Annotated in this window: 23 protein-coding genes; 13 read left to right on the top strand and 10 right to left on the bottom strand. The window is 63.8% G+C overall.

Features of this window, described 5'->3' with window-relative positions; genetic code table 11:
* The first annotated feature begins 15 nt into the window (after window positions 1-15).
* From ACWAT4_RS24640 to ACWAT4_RS24615, 6 genes are all read left to right on the top strand, one after another.
* Window positions 16-846 (top strand): OmpA/MotB family protein, encoded by an 831-nt coding sequence (locus ACWAT4_RS24640; RefSeq protein WP_212302555.1) that lies wholly within the window; start codon window positions 16-18, stop codon window positions 844-846.
* Between the two features lie 173 nt (window positions 847-1,019).
* Window positions 1,020-2,918, top strand: a complete 1,899-nt coding sequence (locus ACWAT4_RS24635; RefSeq protein ID WP_212302556.1) for a potassium transporter Kup — start codon at window positions 1,020-1,022, stop codon at window positions 2,916-2,918.
* Between the two features lie 142 nt (window positions 2,919-3,060).
* Complete coding sequence (locus tag ACWAT4_RS24630) at window positions 3,061-4,989, top strand: potassium transporter Kup (RefSeq protein WP_212302557.1); 1,929 nt, start codon at window positions 3,061-3,063, stop codon at window positions 4,987-4,989.
* Window positions 4,990-5,147: 158 nt separating this feature from the next.
* Window positions 5,148-5,474, top strand: a complete 327-nt coding sequence (locus tag ACWAT4_RS24625) for a rhodanese-like domain-containing protein (RefSeq protein WP_212425709.1) — start codon at window positions 5,148-5,150, stop codon at window positions 5,472-5,474.
* Between the two features lie 7 nt (window positions 5,475-5,481).
* Window positions 5,482-6,663, top strand: a complete 1,182-nt coding sequence (locus ACWAT4_RS24620) for an aminotransferase (RefSeq protein ID WP_449728280.1) — start codon at window positions 5,482-5,484, stop codon at window positions 6,661-6,663.
* A gap of 7 nt (window positions 6,664-6,670) precedes the next feature.
* Entirely contained in the window at window positions 6,671-7,783 is a 1,113-nt protein-coding gene (locus ACWAT4_RS24615; protein WP_449728279.1) for a polyamine ABC transporter substrate-binding protein, read from the top strand.
* Window positions 7,784-7,801: 18 nt separating this feature from the next.
* Here the strand turns inward: ACWAT4_RS24615 and ACWAT4_RS24610 are convergent, their stop codons facing one another.
* From ACWAT4_RS24610 to ACWAT4_RS24585, 6 genes are all read right to left on the bottom strand, one after another.
* Window positions 7,802-8,734 carry a lipid A biosynthesis lauroyl acyltransferase gene (locus ACWAT4_RS24610; protein WP_449728278.1) on the bottom strand — a complete coding sequence of 311 codons (933 nt, stop codon included), beginning with the start codon at window positions 8,732-8,734 and terminating at the stop codon, window positions 7,802-7,804.
* 8 nt (window positions 8,735-8,742) lie between these two features.
* Window positions 8,743-10,020, bottom strand: coding sequence for a beta-ketoacyl-ACP synthase (locus ACWAT4_RS24605; RefSeq protein ID WP_212302562.1), 1,278 nt, complete (start codon window positions 10,018-10,020; stop codon window positions 8,743-8,745).
* A 94-nt stretch (window positions 10,021-10,114) separates the two neighbouring features.
* A complete protein-coding gene (locus ACWAT4_RS24600) occupies window positions 10,115-11,320 on the bottom strand; it encodes a beta-ketoacyl-ACP synthase (protein ID WP_212425712.1) in 1,206 nt (401 codons plus the stop codon).
* A complete protein-coding gene (locus tag ACWAT4_RS24595) occupies window positions 11,317-11,787 on the bottom strand; it encodes a 3-hydroxyacyl-ACP dehydratase FabZ family protein (RefSeq protein ID WP_212302564.1) in 471 nt (156 codons plus the stop codon). Before ACWAT4_RS24595 ends, ACWAT4_RS24600 begins: the two co-directional genes overlap by 4 nt.
* A 10-nt stretch (window positions 11,788-11,797) precedes the next feature.
* Window positions 11,798-12,085, bottom strand: a complete 288-nt coding sequence (locus ACWAT4_RS24590) for an acyl carrier protein (RefSeq protein WP_007592476.1) — start codon at window positions 12,083-12,085, stop codon at window positions 11,798-11,800.
* Window positions 12,086-12,329: 244 nt separating this feature from the next.
* Window positions 12,330-12,674 (bottom strand): hypothetical protein, encoded by a 345-nt coding sequence (locus ACWAT4_RS24585; RefSeq protein WP_212302565.1) that lies wholly within the window; start codon window positions 12,672-12,674, stop codon window positions 12,330-12,332.
* Between the two features lie 270 nt (window positions 12,675-12,944).
* Between ACWAT4_RS24585 and ACWAT4_RS24580 the strand changes: the two genes are divergently transcribed.
* Window positions 12,945-13,571: a ParB-like protein gene (locus ACWAT4_RS24580; RefSeq protein ID WP_212302566.1), complete on the top strand. Its 627-nt coding sequence runs from the start codon at window positions 12,945-12,947 to the stop codon at window positions 13,569-13,571.
* Window positions 13,572-13,587: 16 nt separating this feature from the next.
* Here ACWAT4_RS24580 and ACWAT4_RS24575 read toward each other — a convergent pair whose 3' ends face one another.
* Entirely contained in the window at window positions 13,588-13,743 is a 156-nt protein-coding gene (locus ACWAT4_RS24575) for a hypothetical protein (RefSeq protein WP_194476480.1), read from the bottom strand.
* Between the two features lie 270 nt (window positions 13,744-14,013).
* On the opposite strand from ACWAT4_RS24575, the gene ACWAT4_RS24570 reads away from it, so the two are divergent.
* On the top strand, window positions 14,014-14,157 hold the full coding sequence (locus ACWAT4_RS24570; RefSeq protein ID WP_212302567.1) for a hypothetical protein: 144 nt from the start codon (window positions 14,014-14,016) through the stop codon (window positions 14,155-14,157).
* Between the two features lies 1 nt (window position 14,158).
* On the opposite strand, the gene ACWAT4_RS24565 is transcribed toward ACWAT4_RS24570, so the two are convergent.
* Window positions 14,159-14,362, bottom strand: a complete 204-nt coding sequence (locus tag ACWAT4_RS24565; RefSeq protein WP_212302568.1) for a hypothetical protein — start codon at window positions 14,360-14,362, stop codon at window positions 14,159-14,161.
* Window positions 14,363-14,521: 159 nt separating this feature from the next.
* Here ACWAT4_RS24565 and ACWAT4_RS24560 point away from each other — a divergent pair, with 159 nt between their 5' ends.
* From ACWAT4_RS24560 to ACWAT4_RS24540, 5 genes are all read left to right on the top strand, one after another.
* Window positions 14,522-15,253, top strand: coding sequence for a Crp/Fnr family transcriptional regulator (locus tag ACWAT4_RS24560; protein ID WP_212302569.1), 732 nt, complete (start codon window positions 14,522-14,524; stop codon window positions 15,251-15,253).
* Between the two features lie 8 nt (window positions 15,254-15,261).
* A complete protein-coding gene (locus ACWAT4_RS24555; protein WP_212302570.1) occupies window positions 15,262-15,504 on the top strand; it encodes a DUF6894 family protein in 243 nt (80 codons plus the stop codon).
* A gap of 145 nt (window positions 15,505-15,649) precedes the next feature.
* Window positions 15,650-15,853 carry a hypothetical protein gene (locus ACWAT4_RS24550; RefSeq protein WP_449728277.1) on the top strand — a complete coding sequence of 68 codons (204 nt, stop codon included), beginning with the start codon at window positions 15,650-15,652 and terminating at the stop codon, window positions 15,851-15,853.
* A 29-nt stretch (window positions 15,854-15,882) separates the two neighbouring features.
* Window positions 15,883-16,134 (top strand): hypothetical protein, encoded by a 252-nt coding sequence (locus ACWAT4_RS24545; protein WP_449728276.1) that lies wholly within the window; start codon window positions 15,883-15,885, stop codon window positions 16,132-16,134.
* Window positions 16,135-16,232: 98 nt separating this feature from the next.
* Window positions 16,233-16,472: a DUF6894 family protein gene (locus tag ACWAT4_RS24540; RefSeq protein ID WP_449728275.1), complete on the top strand. Its 240-nt coding sequence runs from the start codon at window positions 16,233-16,235 to the stop codon at window positions 16,470-16,472.
* A gap of 92 nt (window positions 16,473-16,564) precedes the next feature.
* Here ACWAT4_RS24540 and ACWAT4_RS24535 read toward each other — a convergent pair whose 3' ends face one another.
* Both ACWAT4_RS24535 and ACWAT4_RS24530 read right to left on the bottom strand, forming a co-directional pair.
* The gene (locus ACWAT4_RS24535; RefSeq protein WP_449728274.1) at window positions 16,565-17,227 is read right to left on the bottom strand and encodes a flavin reductase family protein; all 663 of its coding nucleotides are present in this window, start codon (window positions 17,225-17,227) and stop codon (window positions 16,565-16,567) included.
* Window positions 17,228-17,343: 116 nt separating this feature from the next.
* Entirely contained in the window at window positions 17,344-17,817 is a 474-nt protein-coding gene (locus ACWAT4_RS24530; RefSeq protein WP_212302575.1) for an MgtC/SapB family protein, read from the bottom strand.
* Window positions 17,818-17,825 lie beyond the last annotated feature (8 nt).

Below are 17,825 nucleotides of genomic sequence, written 5' to 3'. Positions count from 1 at the left end.
GCCGGAGTCTAGGTCATGGCCAAGAAGAAGCGTGGCGATGCACATGGAGGTGGTCACGGCTGGTTCGTGACCTTCGCCGACCTGATGGGATTGATGATGAGCTTTTTCGTGATGCTCGTCGCGTTCTCGACACAGGACGCCAACAAGCTGAAGGTCGTCGCAGGCTCCATGCGCGACGCCTTCGGTGTCCAGAGCGAAGCGCGCTATGCCGGCATCGTCGAGTCGGACGGCCTGCCGACCCGCCCGCGGCTGAAGAACGTCGACCACATCGAGCCCGAGGACGCCTCCAACACCCCGACGCCGGATCAGGAAGATCGCGACCGCACCTCCGGCGCGAAGATGAAGATCGATCGTAACTTTGCGCTTGCTGCGGCCTCGCTGCGCCAGGCGTTGCAGGACATGCCGGAGCTGACCGAAATGTCCAAGCACGTCATGTTCGAGGAGACCAAGCAGGGCCTCAACCTCGAGATCGTCGACCAGGATGGCCGCTCGATGTTCGCGGATGGTTCCAAGGTGCCCTACGACCGCACCCGCCGCCTGATCGAGAAGCTCGCAATCCCGCTCAAGGCGACCCCCTTGCGCGTCTCCATCGCCGGCCACACTGCGGCGGGCTTCGTGCCGACCCGCAGCGATTACGGCGCCTTCGACCTCTCGGCCGACCGCGCCAACGCGGTGCGCCAGATCCTCGAGCGCGAGGGCCTGCCGCCGTCGCACATCTTTGCGGTTTCCGGCAAGGCGGACACCCAGCCGCTGTTCCCCGACGATCCGTCGCTCGCCGCGAACCGGCGCGTCACCATCACGCTGATGCGTGAAGATCCGCCGCTGCCGCCGAACTTGAAGCCCTAAATCCGTTGCGCTACCATTTTACCTGAGGCGTATCGTCGCGACGGCGACGAACGTGGCCGAGCCGTCACAGCATCCACGGCTGCGCCTGCTATGGTGGCGAGCCGATTGACAGTCGCGGCGGAAGCGTCAAAAGGCGCCGGATCAATTCCAGGGACGAAGCGTTTTCCACCCTCATGACGGCGAGCATCACATCGACCGAGACCCAGGACGGGCCGGTCACTTCGGGCTTTTGGTCCCTTACGCTCGGGAGCATCGGTGTCGTCTTCGGCGACATCGGCACCTCGCCGCTATACGCTTTCCACGAGGCGGTCAGAGGCGCGGCCCATGGCGAGCCGGTCACGCGGATCATGGTGCTCGGCGTGCTGTCGCTGATCCTGTGGGCGCTGCTGATCGTCGTCACCGCCAAATACGTGCTGCTGCTGCTGCGCGCCGACAACAACGGGGAGGGCGGCACGCTCTCGCTGATGGCGCTCGGCCAGCGCGCGCTGGGGCGACGGAGCTGGTTCCTGCTCGCGCTCGGCGTGGTCGGCGCCTCCATGTTCATCGGCGATTCCATGATCACGCCGGCGATCTCGGTGCTGTCGGCCGTCGACGGCCTCAAGCTCGCGACGCCGGCGTTCGAGCATTATGTCGTGCCGCTCACAGTGCTGATCCTGGTGATGCTGTTCGCGGTTCAGAGCAAGGGCACCGCGCTGGTGGCTTCGGCCTTCGGGCCGGTGATGCTGATCTGGTTCACCTGTCTGGCGGTGCTGGGCGTCATCCACATCGCCGACGACCCGTCGGTGCTGGCGGCGATCAATCCCTATTATGCGCTGCAATTCCTGCTTTCGCACGGCACGATCGGCCTGGTGACGCTCGGCGCCGTCTTCCTCGCCGTGACCGGCGGCGAGGCGCTCTACGCCGATCTCGGCCATTTCGGCCGCAAGCCGATCCAATCGGCCTGGATGTTCTTCGTGCTGCCATCGCTGCTGATCAATTATTTCGGGCAGGGCGCGCTGGTGCTGTCCGATCCGAGCGCGATCGAGCACTCGTTCTATCGGATGGTGCCCGAGCATCTGGTGTTGCCGCTGGTCGGGCTCGCCACCGCGGCCACTGTGATCGCGAGCCAGGCGGTGATCACCGGTGCTTATTCTCTGGTCTATCAGGCGGTGCAGCTCGGCCTGCTGCCACGCTTCGAGGTGCGCTACACATCCGAGACCCATGCCGGACAGATCTATCTGCCGCGCGTCAACCGGCTGCTGCTGATCGGCGTGATGCTGCTGGTGCTGTTGTTCCACACACCGAGCAATCTGGCATCGGCCTATGGCATCGCGGTCTCCACCACCATGGTCGCCGACGGCATCATGGGCTTCGTGGTGATCTGGAAATTGTGGAACTGGAAGGCCGCGACCGCGGCGATCGTGATCCTGCCCTTCGTCATGGTCGACATGACCTTCTTCAGCGCCAATTTGTTGAAGCTGCTCGAGGGCGCCTGGGTGCCACTGCTATTTGGCGCGGCCATGGCCGGAACGATCTGGACCTGGCGGCGCGGCTCGGGAATCCTGATCCAGAAGACGCGCCGGATCGAGGTGCCGCTCGACGATCTGATCCGCAGCCTGGAGAAGCGTCCGCCCCACATCGTCAAGGGCACGGCGGTGTTCTTGACCAGCGATCCCGCCTTCGTGCCGACGGCGCTCCTGCACAATCTCAAACACAACAAGGTGCTGCACGAGCACAACGTGATCCTGACCATCGAAACCGCGCACACGCCGCGGGTCGATTTGTCCGAGCGTTTCCGGATGGAGAAGATCAGCGAGAAGTTTTCCAAGGTGCGCCTGCGCTTCGGCTTCATGGAGCAGCCGAATGTGCCCAAGGCGCTCGCGATTGCACGCAAGCAGGGCTGGCAGTTCGACATCATGTCGACGTCGTTCTTCGTGTCGCGGCGCGCGTTGAAGGCGTCGGCGCAGTCGGGGATGCCGCTTTGGCAAGACCATCTGTTCATCGCGCTGAGCCGCTCGGCCAACGATGCTACCGACTATTTCCAGATTCCGACCGGACGGGTGGTTGAAGTTGGCACACAAGTCACCATTTAAACGCACTTGGCGGACCTATGCGAAATTTGCATGGTGAGGGCCCAGAATCGGGCTAGGCTATGCCGGCAGCGCAGGACTATAAGCCCGCGCTCTTCCGCCGTTGTGCAGTGAAGCTTTTTTTTAGAGGCCACTGGGCTCTCCCATGACAAGCGACGTAGCAGTTCCCGCCCCGGAAACGGCGGCGGCCAACGGGCATGGCGACGCCCACACCACAGCCGGTTTCGGGGCGCTGACGCTCGGCAGCATCGGCGTGGTCTATGGCGATATCGGCACCAGCCCGCTCTACGCGTTCCGCGAGGCGGTGACTGCGGCTTCAGGTGCCGAGGGGACGCCGACGACGGCGGCGATCCTTGGCGTGGTCTCCCTGATCTTGTGGGCGCTCATCGTCGTGGTGACGCTCAAATACGTCGTGATCCTGCTGCGTGCCGACAACAACGGCGAGGGTGGTACGCTGGCCCTGATGGCGCTGGCCCAGCGCGCGGTCGGCGCCGGTGGGGCGACCATCGTCCTGCTCGGCATCATCTCAGGCGCCCTGTTCTACGGCGACGCCGTGATTACGCCGGCGCTTTCGGTACTGTCGGCGATCGAGGGCATGAAGGACGTCACTTTGACGTTCGAGCCTTACATTGTTCCGTTGACCGTGGTGATCCTGGTCTGCCTGTTCGCCGTGCAGTCGCGCGGCACCGCGCGCGTCGCGGCGTTCTTCGGTCCCGTAATGTGCGTCTGGTTTGCGGTGATCGCTGTGGCGGCGGTCCACCCGATCATCCGGCAGCCGCAGGTGCTGTTGGCCCTGAATCCCCTCTACGCCGTATCCTTCATGATCCATCACGGCATCATCGGTTTCGTGACGCTGGGTGCGGTGTTCCTGGCCGTGACCGGCGCCGAGGCGCTCTATGCCGACCTTGGCCATTTCGGAAAGCGGCCGATCCAGACTGCCTGGCTGTTCATCGTGCTGCCATCGCTGGCGCTGAACTATCTCGGGCAGGGCGCGCTCGTGCTCGCCGATCCCGCCGCGATCGAAAGCCCGTTCTTTCAGCTGTTTCCGCAAGGCTGGATCCGCGGCGGCATGGTCGTGCTAGCCACTGCCGCCACCGTGATCGCGAGCCAGGCCGTGATCACCGGCGCCTATTCGCTGACGCGGCAGGCAATTCAGCTCGGCCTGCTGCCGCGCTTTGAAATTCGCCATACCTCGGAAGCCCATTCCGGCCAGATCTTCATCCCGCGCATCAACCAGCTGCTGCTGGTCGCGGTGGTGCTGCTGGTGCTGTTGTTCCGCTCGTCCAGCGCGCTCGCCTCCGCCTACGGCATCTCCGTCACCGGCACGATGGTGGTCACGGCAATGATGGGCTTTGTGGTGATCTGGAAGGTCTGGCGGTGGTCGCCCTTCGCGGCGGCGGCCCTGATCGCGCCGTTCCTGTTCCTCGACCTGACCTTCCTGGCCGCCAACCTGCTCAAGGTATTCGAGGGCGGCTGGGTGCCGCTCGCGCTCGGCTCCCTCATGATCATCATGATGTACACGTGGCGGCGCGGCAGCCGGCTCCTGTTCGAGAAGTCGCGCAAGCTCGAATTCCCGCTCGCCGACCTCGTGGCGATGCTGGAGAAGCGGCCGCCGCAGCGGGTGCCTGGCACGGCCGTGTTCCTGACCAGCGATCCCCTGAGCGCACCGACCGCGCTGATGCATAGTCTGAAACACTACAAAGTGCTTCACGAGAAGAATGTCATTCTCACCATCGAGACCGCGCAGACCCCGCGGATCGATCCGGCCGAGCGCGTCAAGCTGGAACAGGTCAGCCCCACCTTCTCCAAGGTGACGCTGAAGTTCGGCTTCATGGAATCGCCCAACGTGCCGAAGGCGCTCGCCATCGCCCGCAAGCTCGGTTGGCAGTTCGACATCATGTCGACCTCGTTCTTCCTGTCGCGGAGGGCGCTGAAGCCCGCCGCCCATTCCGGCATGCCGCGCTGGCAGGACCGGCTGTTCATCTCGCTCAGCCGCTCCGCCAACGACGCCACCGACTATTTCCAGATCCCCTCTGGCCGCGTGGTCGAGGTCGGCACGCAGGTGACGATCTAGGCAGGCGAGCCAAGGCCGCACTTCAAGTCGCTGCGATTTAGCTTTAACTTGCGCAAGGCAGCTCAAGCCTTTGTAGCGCTTGATTTTCGTATGCCGAGAGGCGAGGTTGCCGGCCGCCGGGATTGCCCGGAACGCGCCCCGCGACGTTGGAGGATGATGTGGCAAATCAAGTACAGGATCTGACCCCGGACGAGGTCTCCAAGGGTGTCGCGGAAGGGCGCTATCTGCTCGTCGACGTCCGTGAGCCGAACGAGGTCGCGGCCGAGGCTTACCCTTACGGCGTCGTCGTGCCGCTCTCGACCTTCGATCCAAAGGCCATCCCGGATCCTGCCGGCAAGGAGGTCGTGTTCGCCTGCCGCTCGGGCAAGCGCTCGGTGACCGCCTCGCTCGCCGCCCAGGCGGCGGGCCTGCCTTACGACAAGCATCTGGCCGGCGGCATGCTCGGCTGGAAGGCGGCCGGTCTTCCCAGCAAGGTCGGCGGCTAGCCCGGCGATGACGACCAAGAGCTCCTCGCTGAACAAGGTCTTCGCCGACCTTCCCGTCACGATCTTCGAGGCGATGTCGCAGGCCGCGCGCGACAACAACGCCATCAATCTCGGCCAGGGTTTTCCTGACGATCCCGGCCCGGAGGACATCCGCCGCGCCGCGGCCGAGGCCTCGCTGAACGGCTACAACCAGTATCCGTCGATGATGGGCATCCCGGAGCTGCGCCAGGCGATCGCGACCCATTACGGCCACTGGCACGGGCTCAAGCTCGATCCGATGAGCGAGGTGATGGTCACCTCCGGTGGCACCGAGGCTTTGACCTCGGCGATCCTCGCGGTGGTGCAGCCCGGTGACGAGGTGGTCTGCTTCCAGCCGGTCTACGATTCCTACCTGCCGATCATCCGCCAGGCCGGCGGCATTCCGCGCCTGGTGCGGCTCGAGCCGCCGGGCTGGCGGCTGAACGAGGAGATGCTGAAAAGCGTCTTTAATTCAAAGACCAAGGCAGTCCTGTTCAACAATCCCTTGAATCCGTCCGCAGTGGTCTATCCGCGCGAGGATCTCGAGCTGCTCGCGCGCTACTGTCAGGAGTTCGACGTCATCGCGATCTGCGACGAGGTCTGGGAGCACGTCACGTTCGACGAGCACAAGCACATCCCGCTGATTACCATCCCCGGCATGCGGGACCGCACCATCAAGGTCGGTTCGGCCGGCAAGATCTTCTCGCTGACCGGCTGGAAGATCGGCTTCGTCTGCGCTGCGCCGCCGCTGCTGCGTGTCGCCGCCAAGGTGCACCAGTTCCTGACCTTCACCACCGCGCCGAACCTCCAGGCCGCCGTCGCCTACGGCCTCGGCAAGCCCGACGAGTACTTCCTGTCGATGCGCAAGGATCTGACGCGGAGCCGGGATCGCCTGACCAAGGGGCTGGAGAGCCTCGGCTTCCCCGTGCTGAAGTCGCAGGGAACCTACTTCCTCACCGTCGACCTGTCGCCGCTCGGGCTCAACGTGAGCGATGCCGAATTCTGCTGGCGGATCGTGAAGGACTACAAAGTCGCCGCGATCCCTGTCTCGGCGTTCTACGAGCAGGACCCCGTGACCTCGGTGGTGCGCTTCTGCTTTGCCAAAAAGGACCAGACGCTGGACACCGCCCTGGAGCGGCTGTCGGACGCGGTGCGTGGACGCAAGAGGTAGATTTGAGATGACGAACGTCAGCCGCTCGGGGGGGCGCCTCGGTTTTGCAATCGCCGTAGCGCTGACGTTGTTCTCCGTCCCAGCAAGGGCCGAGGAGCGGGTCGTCAACTTCTACAATTGGTCGAACTACATGGCGCCCGATGTCCTCGAGGCCTTCACCAAGGAGACCGGCATCAAGGTGGTCTACGACACCTTCGATGCCAACGAGACGCTGGAGACGCGCCTGATGGCCGGCAAGTCCGGCTATGACGTCGTGGTGCCCACGGCCTATTTCCTGCAGCGCCAGATCAAGGCCAACATCTTCCAGAAGCTCGACAAGTCGAAGCTGCCGAACCTTAGCCATGCCTGGCCGATGGTGACGAAGAATCTCGCGACCTACGATCCAGGCAACAATTTCGCCGCGAACTACATGTGGGGCACGACGGGCATCGGCTACAACGTCGCCAAGGTGAAGCAGATTCTCGGGCCCGACGCGAAGATCGACAGCTGGGACGTCGTCTTCAAGCCGGAGAACCTCGCCAAGTTCAGGGATTGCGGCGTGCACATGCTGGACTCCGCCGACGACATCTTTCCGGCGGCGCTGAACTATCTCGGGCTCGATCCGAACTCGACCAAGCAGGCCGACCTCGAGAAGGCCGCCGACGTCGTCGCAAAGGTCAGGCCCTTCGTGCGCAAGTTCCACTCCTCCGAATACCTAAGCGCACTCGCGACCGGCGAGATCTGCTTCGTGGTCGGGTGGTCCGGCGACATCATGCAGGCCCGTGCCCGTGCGGCCGAGGCCAAGAGCGGCATCGAGATCGGCTACGCCATTCCGAAGGAAGGCGCGCAGATGTTCTTCGACAATCTCGCGATCCCCGCGGATGCCAAGAACGTCAAGGAAGCCTACGAGCTGATCAACTATCTCTACCGCCCGGACGTTGCCGCCAAGAATTCGGACTTCCTGTCCTACGCCAACGGCAACCTCGCCAGCCAGAAGCTGGTCGATCCAAAGATACTGAACGACAAGAACATCTATCCGGACGAGGCGACGCTGGCAAAGCTGTTCGTCATCACGGCGCGCGATCCCGCGACCCAGCGGATCATCAACCGGCTCTGGACCAAGGTGAAGACGGGGAGGTGAGGGCGGCGGCCCAGCTGGTTACCGCCACCGCCGGTGCAGCCAGAGCCACTGCTCCGGATATTCACGCACCCAGCCTTCGATCACATTGGTGACCGCCTGCGTCGTGCCCTGGATGTCGATCTTGCCCTCGGCATCGCGCACTGGCGGAATTTCTTCGGTCAGCTCGGCGCGGAAGCGGAAGCCGGGCAGGCGGATGATGCGCACGCCGTGGATCGGGCATTCGACCTGGCGCAGCAGGCGCGCCAGCATCGGATTGGCGCGGGTCTTGCGGCCGAAGAAGGTGACCTCGACGCCGCCGGTGAGATACTGGTCGACCAGCATGGCGACGTGCTTGCCATCCTTGAGCGCCTGTCCGAGCCGCAGCGGCGCATCGCGGCCTGCGGGGATCAGCGTGCCCATATTGACCTGGCGCATTTCCTGGATGATGCGGTCGGCCGAGGCGATGTTCGGACGGCGGTAGAGGATTGCAGCATCGAGCCCGTGCGCGGGGGCAGCGAGCGCGGGCAATTCCCAATTGGCCAGATGCGAGGCGAAGATCAGCGCCGGCTTGCCGTCGTCCCTGATCCGGTCGTACAGCTCGATGGTGCGCTTCGGCAGCTCGATCCGGCTGCGTTCCGGATGCGCGCGGTCGTAGTCCCAGACATGGTCGATATGGGCGAACTCGGCGCCGATGCGGCCGAGATTGTCCCACACGCCCATCAGGATCTCTTCGATCTCCTCCGGCGATTTCTCAGGGAATGCCGCGGTGAGATTGGCGCGGCCGATGCGGTGCTCGCGCAGGCGCGGGCCGATCGTCTTGGTGACGCGCGCGAAAAAGTCCGACGTCTTGACCGGATCGAAATAGCGGGTCGTGCGCAGCATGCCGACCGTGGCCGCGCCGATCAGGCCGCCGCCGATCGATTTGGCTGCATTCCGCGCGCGAATCTTCGTGCTGATAGGAATCAGCGCCATGCGTCCGGTCAGGCCGGTTCGCGGGTCAGGATCAGCGAGGCGTTCTGGCCGCCGAAGCCGAACGAGTTCGACATGACGGCGGTGACGCGGGCGTCGCGCGCCTTGTTGCCGACGACGTCGAACAGGATCGTGGGATCCGGATTGTCGTAGTTGATGGTCGGCGGGATGCGCTGATGCTCCAGCGTCAGCAGCGAGAAGATCGCCTCGACCGCACCCGCGGCCGAGATGGTGTGACCGACCATCGATTTGTTGGAGGTGACGGGAATCTTCTGCAGGAGGTCGCCGAACACGGCCGATGTCGTGTTGTACTCCATCTTGTCGTTTTCGGGCGTGGCGGTGCCATGCGCGTTGATGTGGTCGATCTGGTCCGGCGTCATGCCGGCATCGGCCAGCGTCTTGTTCATGCAGCCGATGATCGGCTTGCCATCGGGCGACGAACGGGTGCGGTGGAAGGAATCGGTGAGCTCGCCGCAGCCGGCGATCACGCCGAGAATCTTCGCGCCGCGTGCGGTCGCGGCCTCATAGCTTTCCAGCACGAGGGCGCCGGCGCCTTCGGCCATGACGAAGCCGTCGCGATTCTTGGAGAAGGGGCGGGAGGCCGCCTGCGGCGGATCGTTCTGGGTCGACAGCGCCGAGAGCAGCGAGAAGCGCACCAGCGCTTCAGGATTCACGGTGCCGTCGGTCGCGACGCACAGCGCCGCATCCGTCTCGCCGCGGCGGATCGCCTCGACTCCGAGTTGGATCGAGGTCGCGCCCGAGGCGCAGGCCGTGGACAGCGAGATCGGCGAGCCCTTGGTGCCGAAGGTCTCGGCGAGGTGGGCGGCAACCGAGCCGAACATGAAGCGGTGATGATAGGCGCTGTACTTGCCGCCGCCGGAAATGCGCAAGAGATCGTCGTAGGTGAAGTCGGGCTTGCCAACGGCGCGGCCGAGCTCGCGGCGCTGCGGCCATTCGACTTCGACCGGCGCAACCGCAAGAAAGAGCGGGCCCGGGAAATCGCCCTTGGCGCCGATGCCGGCCTGCTCGAGAGCTTCCTGGGTCACGAGTTCAGCCATCCGCTCGGAGAGGCCGGTGGAGGAGAACGGATCGACGCTGACGAAATCGACCGTGCCGGCCATCGTGGTCTTCAGCCCATCGATCGGAAAGCGCGTGATGGTGCGGATGCCGGATTCGCCCGCAACGAGCTTGGACCAATTATCAGCCTTGCCAGCGCCGAGCGAGGTCGTGATGCCCATGCCGGTAACGACGACAACGGGACGCCCGAGTTTGTCGCGTGGTGCAGTCATGTCGATCCCCCGCTAGAGCATGATTCGGAAAGGCGTGATGCGGTCTTCCGAAAAGATCATGCTCGAACAATAACCTACTAGGGCGCGACGCGCGCTAGTCAACAGCCTCGACCAGCGCCATGCCTTCGCCGCGCCAGTGTCCGGCTCCCACCACGACAATCTGGGTGGGTGCCCCCTGCATTTCAATCTCGGTCCCCGTGGAATCGTTCGGCGGGAACAGCGCGCCGCGCGAGATTGCCAAGGCGGCCAGCGCAATCCCGAGCGGGAATTGCGTTTCCATGGTGTGCCCGAACATCGTACCGGTCGCGCGCACCGGGAAGTCGGTATGCTTCTTCAGGAAGTCGCGCTCCTCCGAGGTCGCCGGCTCAGCGCCTGACGCCCCCGAGATGATCGCACCCTTACCCTCGCGCTTCGGCAGCTTGTCCCACAGCTTGTCGAGCGTCGCTTCCATGTCGCCCGACTGCTTGCGACGGGCGAGATCGGTCACCACGCTGGACAGCTTTGCGAACGGCTTTGCGCCGCGCGCTTCCGCATGCGCCTTCGACTCCAGCACCAGGAACGCGCCGGCCGAGCCAAGCGCGAAGCCGGCGTGGTCCTTGCGCTGCCACACGGGGGCGAACTTGTCCTTCAGGTTGAAGTCGCCGAATTCGTAGAGGACCATCAGGTCCTTGCGCTCGCCATTATGCGAGCCGCCCACCAGCGCAATGTCGCTCTCGCCCGAGGCGATCCGCGACAGCGCGATGCGCGCGGCATCGGCGCCCGCAACCTCTTCGCCCATGAAGGTGCGCGAGGTGCCGCCGAGACCGTTGACGATGGCGATGTTGCCGGCGAGCAGATTGGAAAGTTGCGCCAGGAACAGCGTCGGCCGGAGATCGCTCATCAGCCGCTCGTTGAGGAAGCCCGGCGCATTGGCGCCCTTGGCCTCGGCGGTGAGCACGCCGGTGTCGACATTGAGATCGCGCTCGCCGCCGCCGGCAGCCACCACCATGTCGATCTTCGACAGGATGTCCTTGTTGCCCTTGATGCCGGCCGAGTCGAGCGCGAGGCCCGCGGCATAGACGCCGATGCGCTGCCAGGCTTCCATCTGGCGCTGGTCGCCCTTCTTCGGGATCTGGCTGTCGAAGCTGACAGGCAGCAGCGGGTGCACGATGAAAGGCGCAAAGCCCTTCTCGTCGACGTTGACGCGCTTCTCCTGAAGCGCGGTCCAGTTGGCGTCGAGACCTTCGCCGAGCGAGGTGGCAAGACCAATGCCGGTGATCCAGACTTCCGTCTGGCCGGGCTTCGAAGCAGTGTCAGTCATGGCGATATGGCCTGTTGCGGAAAGCCGACGCGCTTGGCGACCGCGTCCATGTATCCGCGCATATCCGAATTGGGGAAGGGGATCAGCGTGAAGGTGAGCGTCGAATTCGCGCGCAGCTTGCCGCCGACCCGGATCTTCGCCTCGGTCATGGCATAGCCCGAGCCTTCATGGGCCACGCTCGCCTCGAGGGTCATGAGGTCGCCCGGAAACACCGAGCCGCGGACCTTACCTTCCTTCACGGCGGCGAGAATCGGCATGCGCTCGAATTTCAAGACGCCAAGCAGGAGAAAGCCCGAAGCCTGCGCCATCGATTCGATCAGCAGCACGCCGGGCATCAGAGGATAGCCCGGGAAGTGCCCCTCGAAGATGGTGCTCTCCTTAGGGACCTGGGCCTCGACAACGATCTTCTTCTCGTCGACGTTGAGGTCGACGATGCGATCGATCATGTGGAAGTATTCGAGTTGCATGACCGCCCGATTAGGCGCTCGCGCCCTTGGCGGCAACCAGCTCGTCGATGCGCGCGCACAGATTCTTCAGCACGAAATACTGCTCGGTGGTCGCCTTGCCATCGTTGACTTCCTGGGTCCACTTTTCCAGCGGCAGCTTGATGCCGAACTGCTTGTCGATCGCGAACGCGATGTCCAGAAAATCGAGGCTGTCGATGCCGAGGTCATCGATGGCATGGCTATCCGGCGTGATCGTGTCGCGCGGGATGTCGCAGGTTTCAGCGATGATCGTAGCGACCTGATCGAATGTGGAGGACATCACTAAGCCTTTGATATATTGCAGGTATTTGTCAGATATCCCAGAGTGGCACGGTGGGTGGGCGTCGCGCCCCGAATGACGCCCTCTAACCCCCCTCTGGACGGGTCGAAAGCCCGTATATCGGAGCGCCGCCCTGAGTTCAATGGAGCCGGACAGGGCCCAGGGACAGGGCTGGGGATGCCGTCCTGGAGGGCCTCCAGGCGGGGTTGGCCCCGGTGGGGAGTCCGTCAGTGGCGGGCCGGGCCTAGATGTGCGGCGTCGTGATCTTGACGCAGTCCCGCCGGCCCATCAGCACGCAATCCTGGGTCCGGCGCAGATCGGCGATGCTGACCGCAAGCCAGATCCCGATGGCAGTCAGTGCGATGGTGAAGGCGAGCGCCGCGATATTGGCGAGCATGCGATGGCGGAAGTCGTCCGGCTCATCGCGGGGTTGTTCATAGCGCGACAAATCGAGCGGTTCGGGCGCTGCCGCACGGAGCGGCTGTACGATACCACCGCCCCGGTGGATCACAGGGGAGGGCGTCGTTCGCGGCCTGAACTGGAGCACTCGGTGCTCGTCGTCCGAGGTTATGGGCCGCTGGGACTTCATGGGGTAGGGATTACTCCGAAGCAGCGATTTTTAGATAGCACAGGCGATACGGGGGTTGCAGAAAATCTTCTCGTTGCGCGGTCGTGCCGGGACGTCGCGACTGCTTTTCGGAGCGGGTTGTCATCCGAACGCCAAGGACGTGCGAGTTGCGCTGCAACACCAACCGGGACGACGGACTCAGAGCCGCGAACCCATGTTGCCGCCGCGCGGCCCATGGCATAATCGGGAACCCGGACCACAATTTGCCACCAGATGAGAGGCCGTTCGATCATGACCACCAACGCGCGCGAGCCGAGAGTGCATCCGGTGTCGATCCTGTCGCTCCGGCCGACGCAGATGACGGTCGGCATGCGCGAGGTCAAGGAGAAGCGCAAGCGCTGGCGCGAGCATGGCAAGAAAAAGCAGTCCGACCTCCTCGGCACCCACATGATCCCCGTCGTGGCCGGACCTGACGGACGCTACTACGTGATCGACCACCACCATCTCGGCCGCGCATTGCATGACGAGGGCATCAAGCAGGTACTGGTCACCGTGGTCGGCGATCTCCGCATGGTCGAACGCGAAGCTTTCTGGGGCGTGATGGACAACAAGCGCTGGGTCTATCCTTACGACAGCAAGGGCGAGCGTCGCCCGTTCCGCGATCTGCCGAAATCGGTCGCCGACCTCAAGGATGATCCATTTCGCAGCCTCGCCGGCGAGCTCCGCCGCATGGGCGGCTTCGCCAAGGACACCACGCCGTTCTCCGAGTTCCTGTGGGCCGATTTCCTGCGCCGCAAGCTGACGCGCAAGGCGGTGGACGCCAATTTCGACAAGGCGCTGGAAAAGGCGCTGGCCGCGGCCAAGAGCAAGGATGCGGTCTATCTTCCCGGCTGGTGCGGACCGGCGTCGGACGATTGAGGCGCTGACGCGCGCGTCAGTCGCGCTGGAAGATCTTGGCGCCGGGGTAAGCACGCCGGGCGTACGTCACGACCAGCGCGCGGTCCTGGGTCTCCAGGAAGGGCGTACGGATGCGGCACGATCCGACGATGAGGTGCCAGAGACCATTGAGCCTTTGGATGACGATCTTCATTTGAGTATTCCTCGAAGGCACTGCGTGCAAGCAAATGCTGCTTGTCACGGTAGCCCTGCGATTCCCGATCGTGATCGCGGGTTTGAAATTCCCGCTACCGCCCGGCTCGTCGCAAGACGACGGCCATACTTATGAGTTGGTGGCTGCACGCGGTTCGGCGAACCGGATCTGATCACAGCCGCTTGAACGCAATCATTTTCCGCGCCGACGAAACCGTCCTGAAACAGAGCCGCCCCAACGTTGGGTCTCGAGCTCACACAGGAGGCTCACATGCGCCGTCTGGTTTTCGCAATTGCCTTGCTCGCGGTCGCTTCAGCAGGAATCTCGGCCTCGTTTGCCGCGGTCCATCAGGCCAGAACACTGACATTTGCCGAGCGCTTTGCTCCCGCGCTTCCGCTGATGGTGAAGCACTAGATCATTTCGGATTTGGCAGGCCGGGTGAGGACAGCAATCGCTCCATCTCAGCTGCGGCCTCGCCATCGCGCACCTTTTGCAGCAGCGTGTGACGCTCGGTGCCGGCCGGCAGACTTTTGGCGGCGGCGCGGGCGTCCTGCGTGAACTTGGTCAGGCGTTCCTGGAGGGACAGGGCCGGTCGCGTACGATTGCGCTTCTTTGTCATGGTTGGGCCTTTCGCGCACCAAGCCAACCATGTGCGGGCAAGCCGCGTCCTTAACTTTTGTTGGAACCGGGAAAGGCGATTGCGGGTTTTATTGCGACGGCGCAGCTGCGCCGCGGATTGCAATAGAGTTCCACTTCACGCGACCGGAGCTAGCCCCAGGTGCCCAGCGACACGATCCGCGCGGCGCTCATCAGACGCCTGCGCGTCTCGTCCGCGATCACGGACGAGGACATCAAGGAGATCGAAGCTCTCCCGATCTCGGTGCGGCAGTATCCCGCCGAGATGGCGGTGGTGCGCGATGGCGAGCGTGCGACCGACTGCTGCCTGATCGTGGACGGCTTCTGTGCGCGCTCCAAGACGATCGCGAGCGGCAAGCGGCAGATCCTTTCACTCCACATCCCCGGCGAAATTCCTGATCTGATGAGCCTGTTCCTGCACGTGATGGACCATGACCTCTCGACGCTGACGCCGGCAACGCTGGGCTTCATTAGCCACGACAATTTGCAGAAGCTGCATCGCCGCAGCCCCGAGGTTGCCGAGATGTTTTGGCGCGATACGCTGACCGATGCTGCGATGTTCCGCGAATGGATCGTCAATGTCGGCCAGCGTCCTGCGCCGGCGCGGCTCGCCCACGTCATGATCGAGTTGCGCGAACGCCTCAGGCTCATCGGTCGTTTGGACGGCGACAGCTTCGAGATGCCGCTGACGCAGGAGCAGATCGGCGAGGCCTTGGGGATCACCGCCGTGCACGCCAATCGGGTGATCAAGCAGGTGCGGCAGGACGGTATCGTCGAGTTCAATCGCGGACGCGTCACCGTGCTCGACGAGCGGAAATTTCAGGAACTAGCGGATTTCGACGGCCGTTACCTGCATCAGTCGCCAACCCTTTGAGGCGCCCGATGCCCCGATTCCACTTCGACATCCACGAGGACAGCCGCCTCATTCCGGATGAGGACGGACAGAACTTTGCCAATGTGGAGGTTGCGCGCAAGGAAGCGATGTTGACCGGCGCATCCATTGCCCGCGAGGCGTTCCTGGCCGGCAGTGCCGATCATGTCGTCGTGGACGTGCGCGAGGACGAACATACGCCATGCCTGAAGATCTCGATCACGCTCGAAGTCGAAGAGCTGGCGGACGACTAATCCAGAACGATTTCATCGCGCAAGACGCGGACGGCGCGCGATTGTTCCTATCGATCGCGAAGTTATTTCGACATGCAGGGGTAACCTACGTTAGCGACATCTGCGCCATCGAAGCGCAGCTTGGCTGCAAGGACGGAGGCTGCCCATGATCAAGAAGCGCAATCGCCGGAAGCAGACCGTATCCCTGAACGACCGATTGCAGCAGGCGACAGTGGCTGCGCGCAAGGCTGCGGGGAGACTTCCGCAGGGCAAGGCGCGGGACTGCATGTTGCAGAAGGCGCGCCAGGCGGAGACCGCGCGGTGCATCAATGCATGGTTGGCCTCGCCCGGCCAGCCCATGCCGAAGTGAACGGCGACGTGGACCGCCGAGAAAATAGTATGGACCGCAAAGCGGCGTGCCTGCTGCAAGCCGCTGCCTGCCGCGAGCGGGCCGCGGTCGATCCCCTCAATCACGATTATTGGGTCGATGAAGCGATCAAATGGCTGGAGCTCGCGCATGCGCCCGCGACTCCCGTGGTCGTGACGATCGAGTTGAGTCCGAATGACCGGTGCGTCGATATCATTTCGAACCGGTCGAGATCGACCGCGTCGCCGGTACGCATGGAACACGAGGGAAAACACAATGAGTGATCGGCGGCGCCGGGCGGGTGCGATCGCGTAAACTCGCTGGCGGATAGGAACGAAATTAACATGGGTTACTTTATCCGTCAGGGGTCCCGGGACGGGGAATGATGATGGCCAGGTTCTACTTCAACGTTCGTAACGGCAATCGTTTGGACGACCGCGACGATCTTGGCCAGGAGCTTCCGGATCGACGCACGGCGTGGGAAATCGCGACGCGCTATGCCGCCGACAGCTTGCGAGACCTCGATGGTGACTTGCTGCCGGATGATGACTGGCAGCTGGAGGTGCGGACGGAAGACGGCGCGCGCATTTTCCAGATCTTGATACATGCGAGCCAGGACTGAGACAATTGCCCGGATTTGGAACGCGCGTATCCGAGGGCGATTTCGACGGACATACAACCTAAGCGCCGACTGAGGCTGAAGTCGACGATCGCCTACGACTGCCGCTGGCTCCAGTAATCGTCGAGTGTCGGCGTCTCCATGTCGAAACGATCGCGAATGGTCGCGCAGGTGCTGCCGCCGAGTCTTGCGATGGCATCAAGTCGGGCCGGATCAATGCGCAGGCGCTCGGCATCGACGACGTCGGCGTGATAATGCGCGAACAAGATCTCGCCCATAATGATCTGGCGCGACTTGCCGAGCTCCAGCGTGATATGGCGGCGGCATTCGAACGCCGCCGGCGCCTCCTTGATCCAGGGCGACGCTACGGTCTTGCCCGGCATCGCGGTCAGGCCTGCGACTTTCAACTCATCGTGCTCCGGTGCGAACGGCACGGCGCAGACATGCATCGCCTCGGCAATCGCGTGCGAGACGATGTTGACGGTGAAGACCTCGGTCAAGCGGATGTTGAGACCGGTGTCCTTGAACCGCATGTCCGGATGGTTCTCGACCCCGAGCGCGAGGATCGGGGGATCGGCCGACAGACAATTGAAAAAGCTGAACGGCGCTGCGTTGATCCTCCCTTGCGGATCGACGGTCGTCACCAGCGCGATCGGCCGCGGCACGACCGTGCCGATCAGCAGCTTGTATTTGTCGCGGGCGGACAGTTCGCGGAAGTCGAACGTCACGTCACCGGGGTCGTGAGCACTGGTGTCCATCGTTCCTCTCAGGCCGGAACGGCGGTCGAACCGGCGACCACCGCGCATTTGTCGGGGCAATTATCAGCGCTTCAGACCAATATGCGAGCGGAAGATTTGAGCAAAGACCGCTACGTTTACCGGTGGTCTTCGTGCGGCTCCTCCGTGCCGCCGAGCGCCCGGTGCACGTGGCGCTCGATGCGGCGGCCGATCGTGAGCAATATGAAAGCCAGCGCCAGCGCGACCGCGACGGTCTTCCATTGCCCGGCGCCGCAGACGATTCCGAGGCAGGCGGCCAGGAAGGTGCATGCCGCGCTGGTCAGCCCACGGACTCGAAACCGGTCGCTTTCGTGGACGATGACGCCGGCCCCGAGGAAGCCGATGCCGGTGAGGATACCCTGAATGACCCGGCTCGTGGCATCGACGACCTTGCCGGGCTCGGCGAGTTGCAGCGCAAGCAGCACGACGGTTGCCGTGGAGAGGCCGACGATGCCGAGCGTCTTGAGCCCGATCGGCTTGCCGTTCAGATCGCGATTGAGCCCGATCGCGCTGCCGGCAAGCGTCGCAACGCCGAGGCGCAGCAGGATTTCGGGCCAGTCGAGCTCGGTCATCGCTTCCG

This window comes from Bradyrhizobium sp. T-1 (assembly GCF_053592855.1).
The sequence above is the reverse complement of the archived record's forward strand: the minus strand, read 5'-3'. Positions and strand labels throughout refer to the sequence as shown.

What these genes read in the sequence shown, in the direction of transcription:
- ACWAT4_RS24540 (WP_449728275.1), top strand. Translation starts at nt 16,233, where the DNA reads ATGATGATGGCCAGGTTCTACTTCAACGTTCGTAACGGCAATCGTTTG.
- ACWAT4_RS24590 (WP_007592476.1), bottom strand. Translation starts at nt 12,085, where the DNA reads ATGTCCTCCACATTCGATCAGGTCGCTACGATCATCGCTGAAACCTGC.
- ACWAT4_RS24615 (WP_449728279.1), top strand. Translation starts at nt 6,671, where the DNA reads ATGACGAACGTCAGCCGCTCGGGGGGGCGCCTCGGTTTTGCAATCGCC.
- ACWAT4_RS24570 (WP_212302567.1), top strand. Translation starts at nt 14,014, where the DNA reads ATGCGCCGTCTGGTTTTCGCAATTGCCTTGCTCGCGGTCGCTTCAGCA.
- ACWAT4_RS24530 (WP_212302575.1), bottom strand. Translation starts at nt 17,817, where the DNA reads ATGACCGAGCTCGACTGGCCCGAAATCCTGCTGCGCCTCGGCGTTGCG.
- ACWAT4_RS24630 (WP_212302557.1), top strand. Translation starts at nt 3,061, where the DNA reads ATGACAAGCGACGTAGCAGTTCCCGCCCCGGAAACGGCGGCGGCCAAC.
- ACWAT4_RS24545 (WP_449728276.1), top strand. Translation starts at nt 15,883, where the DNA reads ATGGACCGCAAAGCGGCGTGCCTGCTGCAAGCCGCTGCCTGCCGCGAG.
- ACWAT4_RS24555 (WP_212302570.1), top strand. Translation starts at nt 15,262, where the DNA reads ATGCCCCGATTCCACTTCGACATCCACGAGGACAGCCGCCTCATTCCG.
- ACWAT4_RS24595 (WP_212302564.1), bottom strand. Translation starts at nt 11,787, where the DNA reads ATGCAACTCGAATACTTCCACATGATCGATCGCATCGTCGACCTCAAC.
- ACWAT4_RS24565 (WP_212302568.1), bottom strand. Translation starts at nt 14,362, where the DNA reads ATGACAAAGAAGCGCAATCGTACGCGACCGGCCCTGTCCCTCCAGGAA.
- ACWAT4_RS24640 (WP_212302555.1), top strand. Translation starts at nt 16, where the DNA reads ATGGCCAAGAAGAAGCGTGGCGATGCACATGGAGGTGGTCACGGCTGG.
- ACWAT4_RS24635 (WP_212302556.1), top strand. Translation starts at nt 1,020, where the DNA reads ATGACGGCGAGCATCACATCGACCGAGACCCAGGACGGGCCGGTCACT.
- ACWAT4_RS24610 (WP_449728278.1), bottom strand. Translation starts at nt 8,734, where the DNA reads ATGGCGCTGATTCCTATCAGCACGAAGATTCGCGCGCGGAATGCAGCC.
- ACWAT4_RS24535 (WP_449728274.1), bottom strand. Translation starts at nt 17,227, where the DNA reads ATGGACACCAGTGCTCACGACCCCGGTGACGTGACGTTCGACTTCCGC.
- ACWAT4_RS24550 (WP_449728277.1), top strand. Translation starts at nt 15,650, where the DNA reads ATGATCAAGAAGCGCAATCGCCGGAAGCAGACCGTATCCCTGAACGAC.
- ACWAT4_RS24580 (WP_212302566.1), top strand. Translation starts at nt 12,945, where the DNA reads ATGACCACCAACGCGCGCGAGCCGAGAGTGCATCCGGTGTCGATCCTG.
- ACWAT4_RS24605 (WP_212302562.1), bottom strand. Translation starts at nt 10,020, where the DNA reads ATGACTGCACCACGCGACAAACTCGGGCGTCCCGTTGTCGTCGTTACC.
- ACWAT4_RS24575 (WP_194476480.1), bottom strand. Translation starts at nt 13,743, where the DNA reads ATGAAGATCGTCATCCAAAGGCTCAATGGTCTCTGGCACCTCATCGTC.
- ACWAT4_RS24620 (WP_449728280.1), top strand. Translation starts at nt 5,482, where the DNA reads ATGACGACCAAGAGCTCCTCGCTGAACAAGGTCTTCGCCGACCTTCCC.
- ACWAT4_RS24585 (WP_212302565.1), bottom strand. Translation starts at nt 12,674, where the DNA reads ATGAAGTCCCAGCGGCCCATAACCTCGGACGACGAGCACCGAGTGCTC.
- ACWAT4_RS24600 (WP_212425712.1), bottom strand. Translation starts at nt 11,320, where the DNA reads ATGACTGACACTGCTTCGAAGCCCGGCCAGACGGAAGTCTGGATCACC.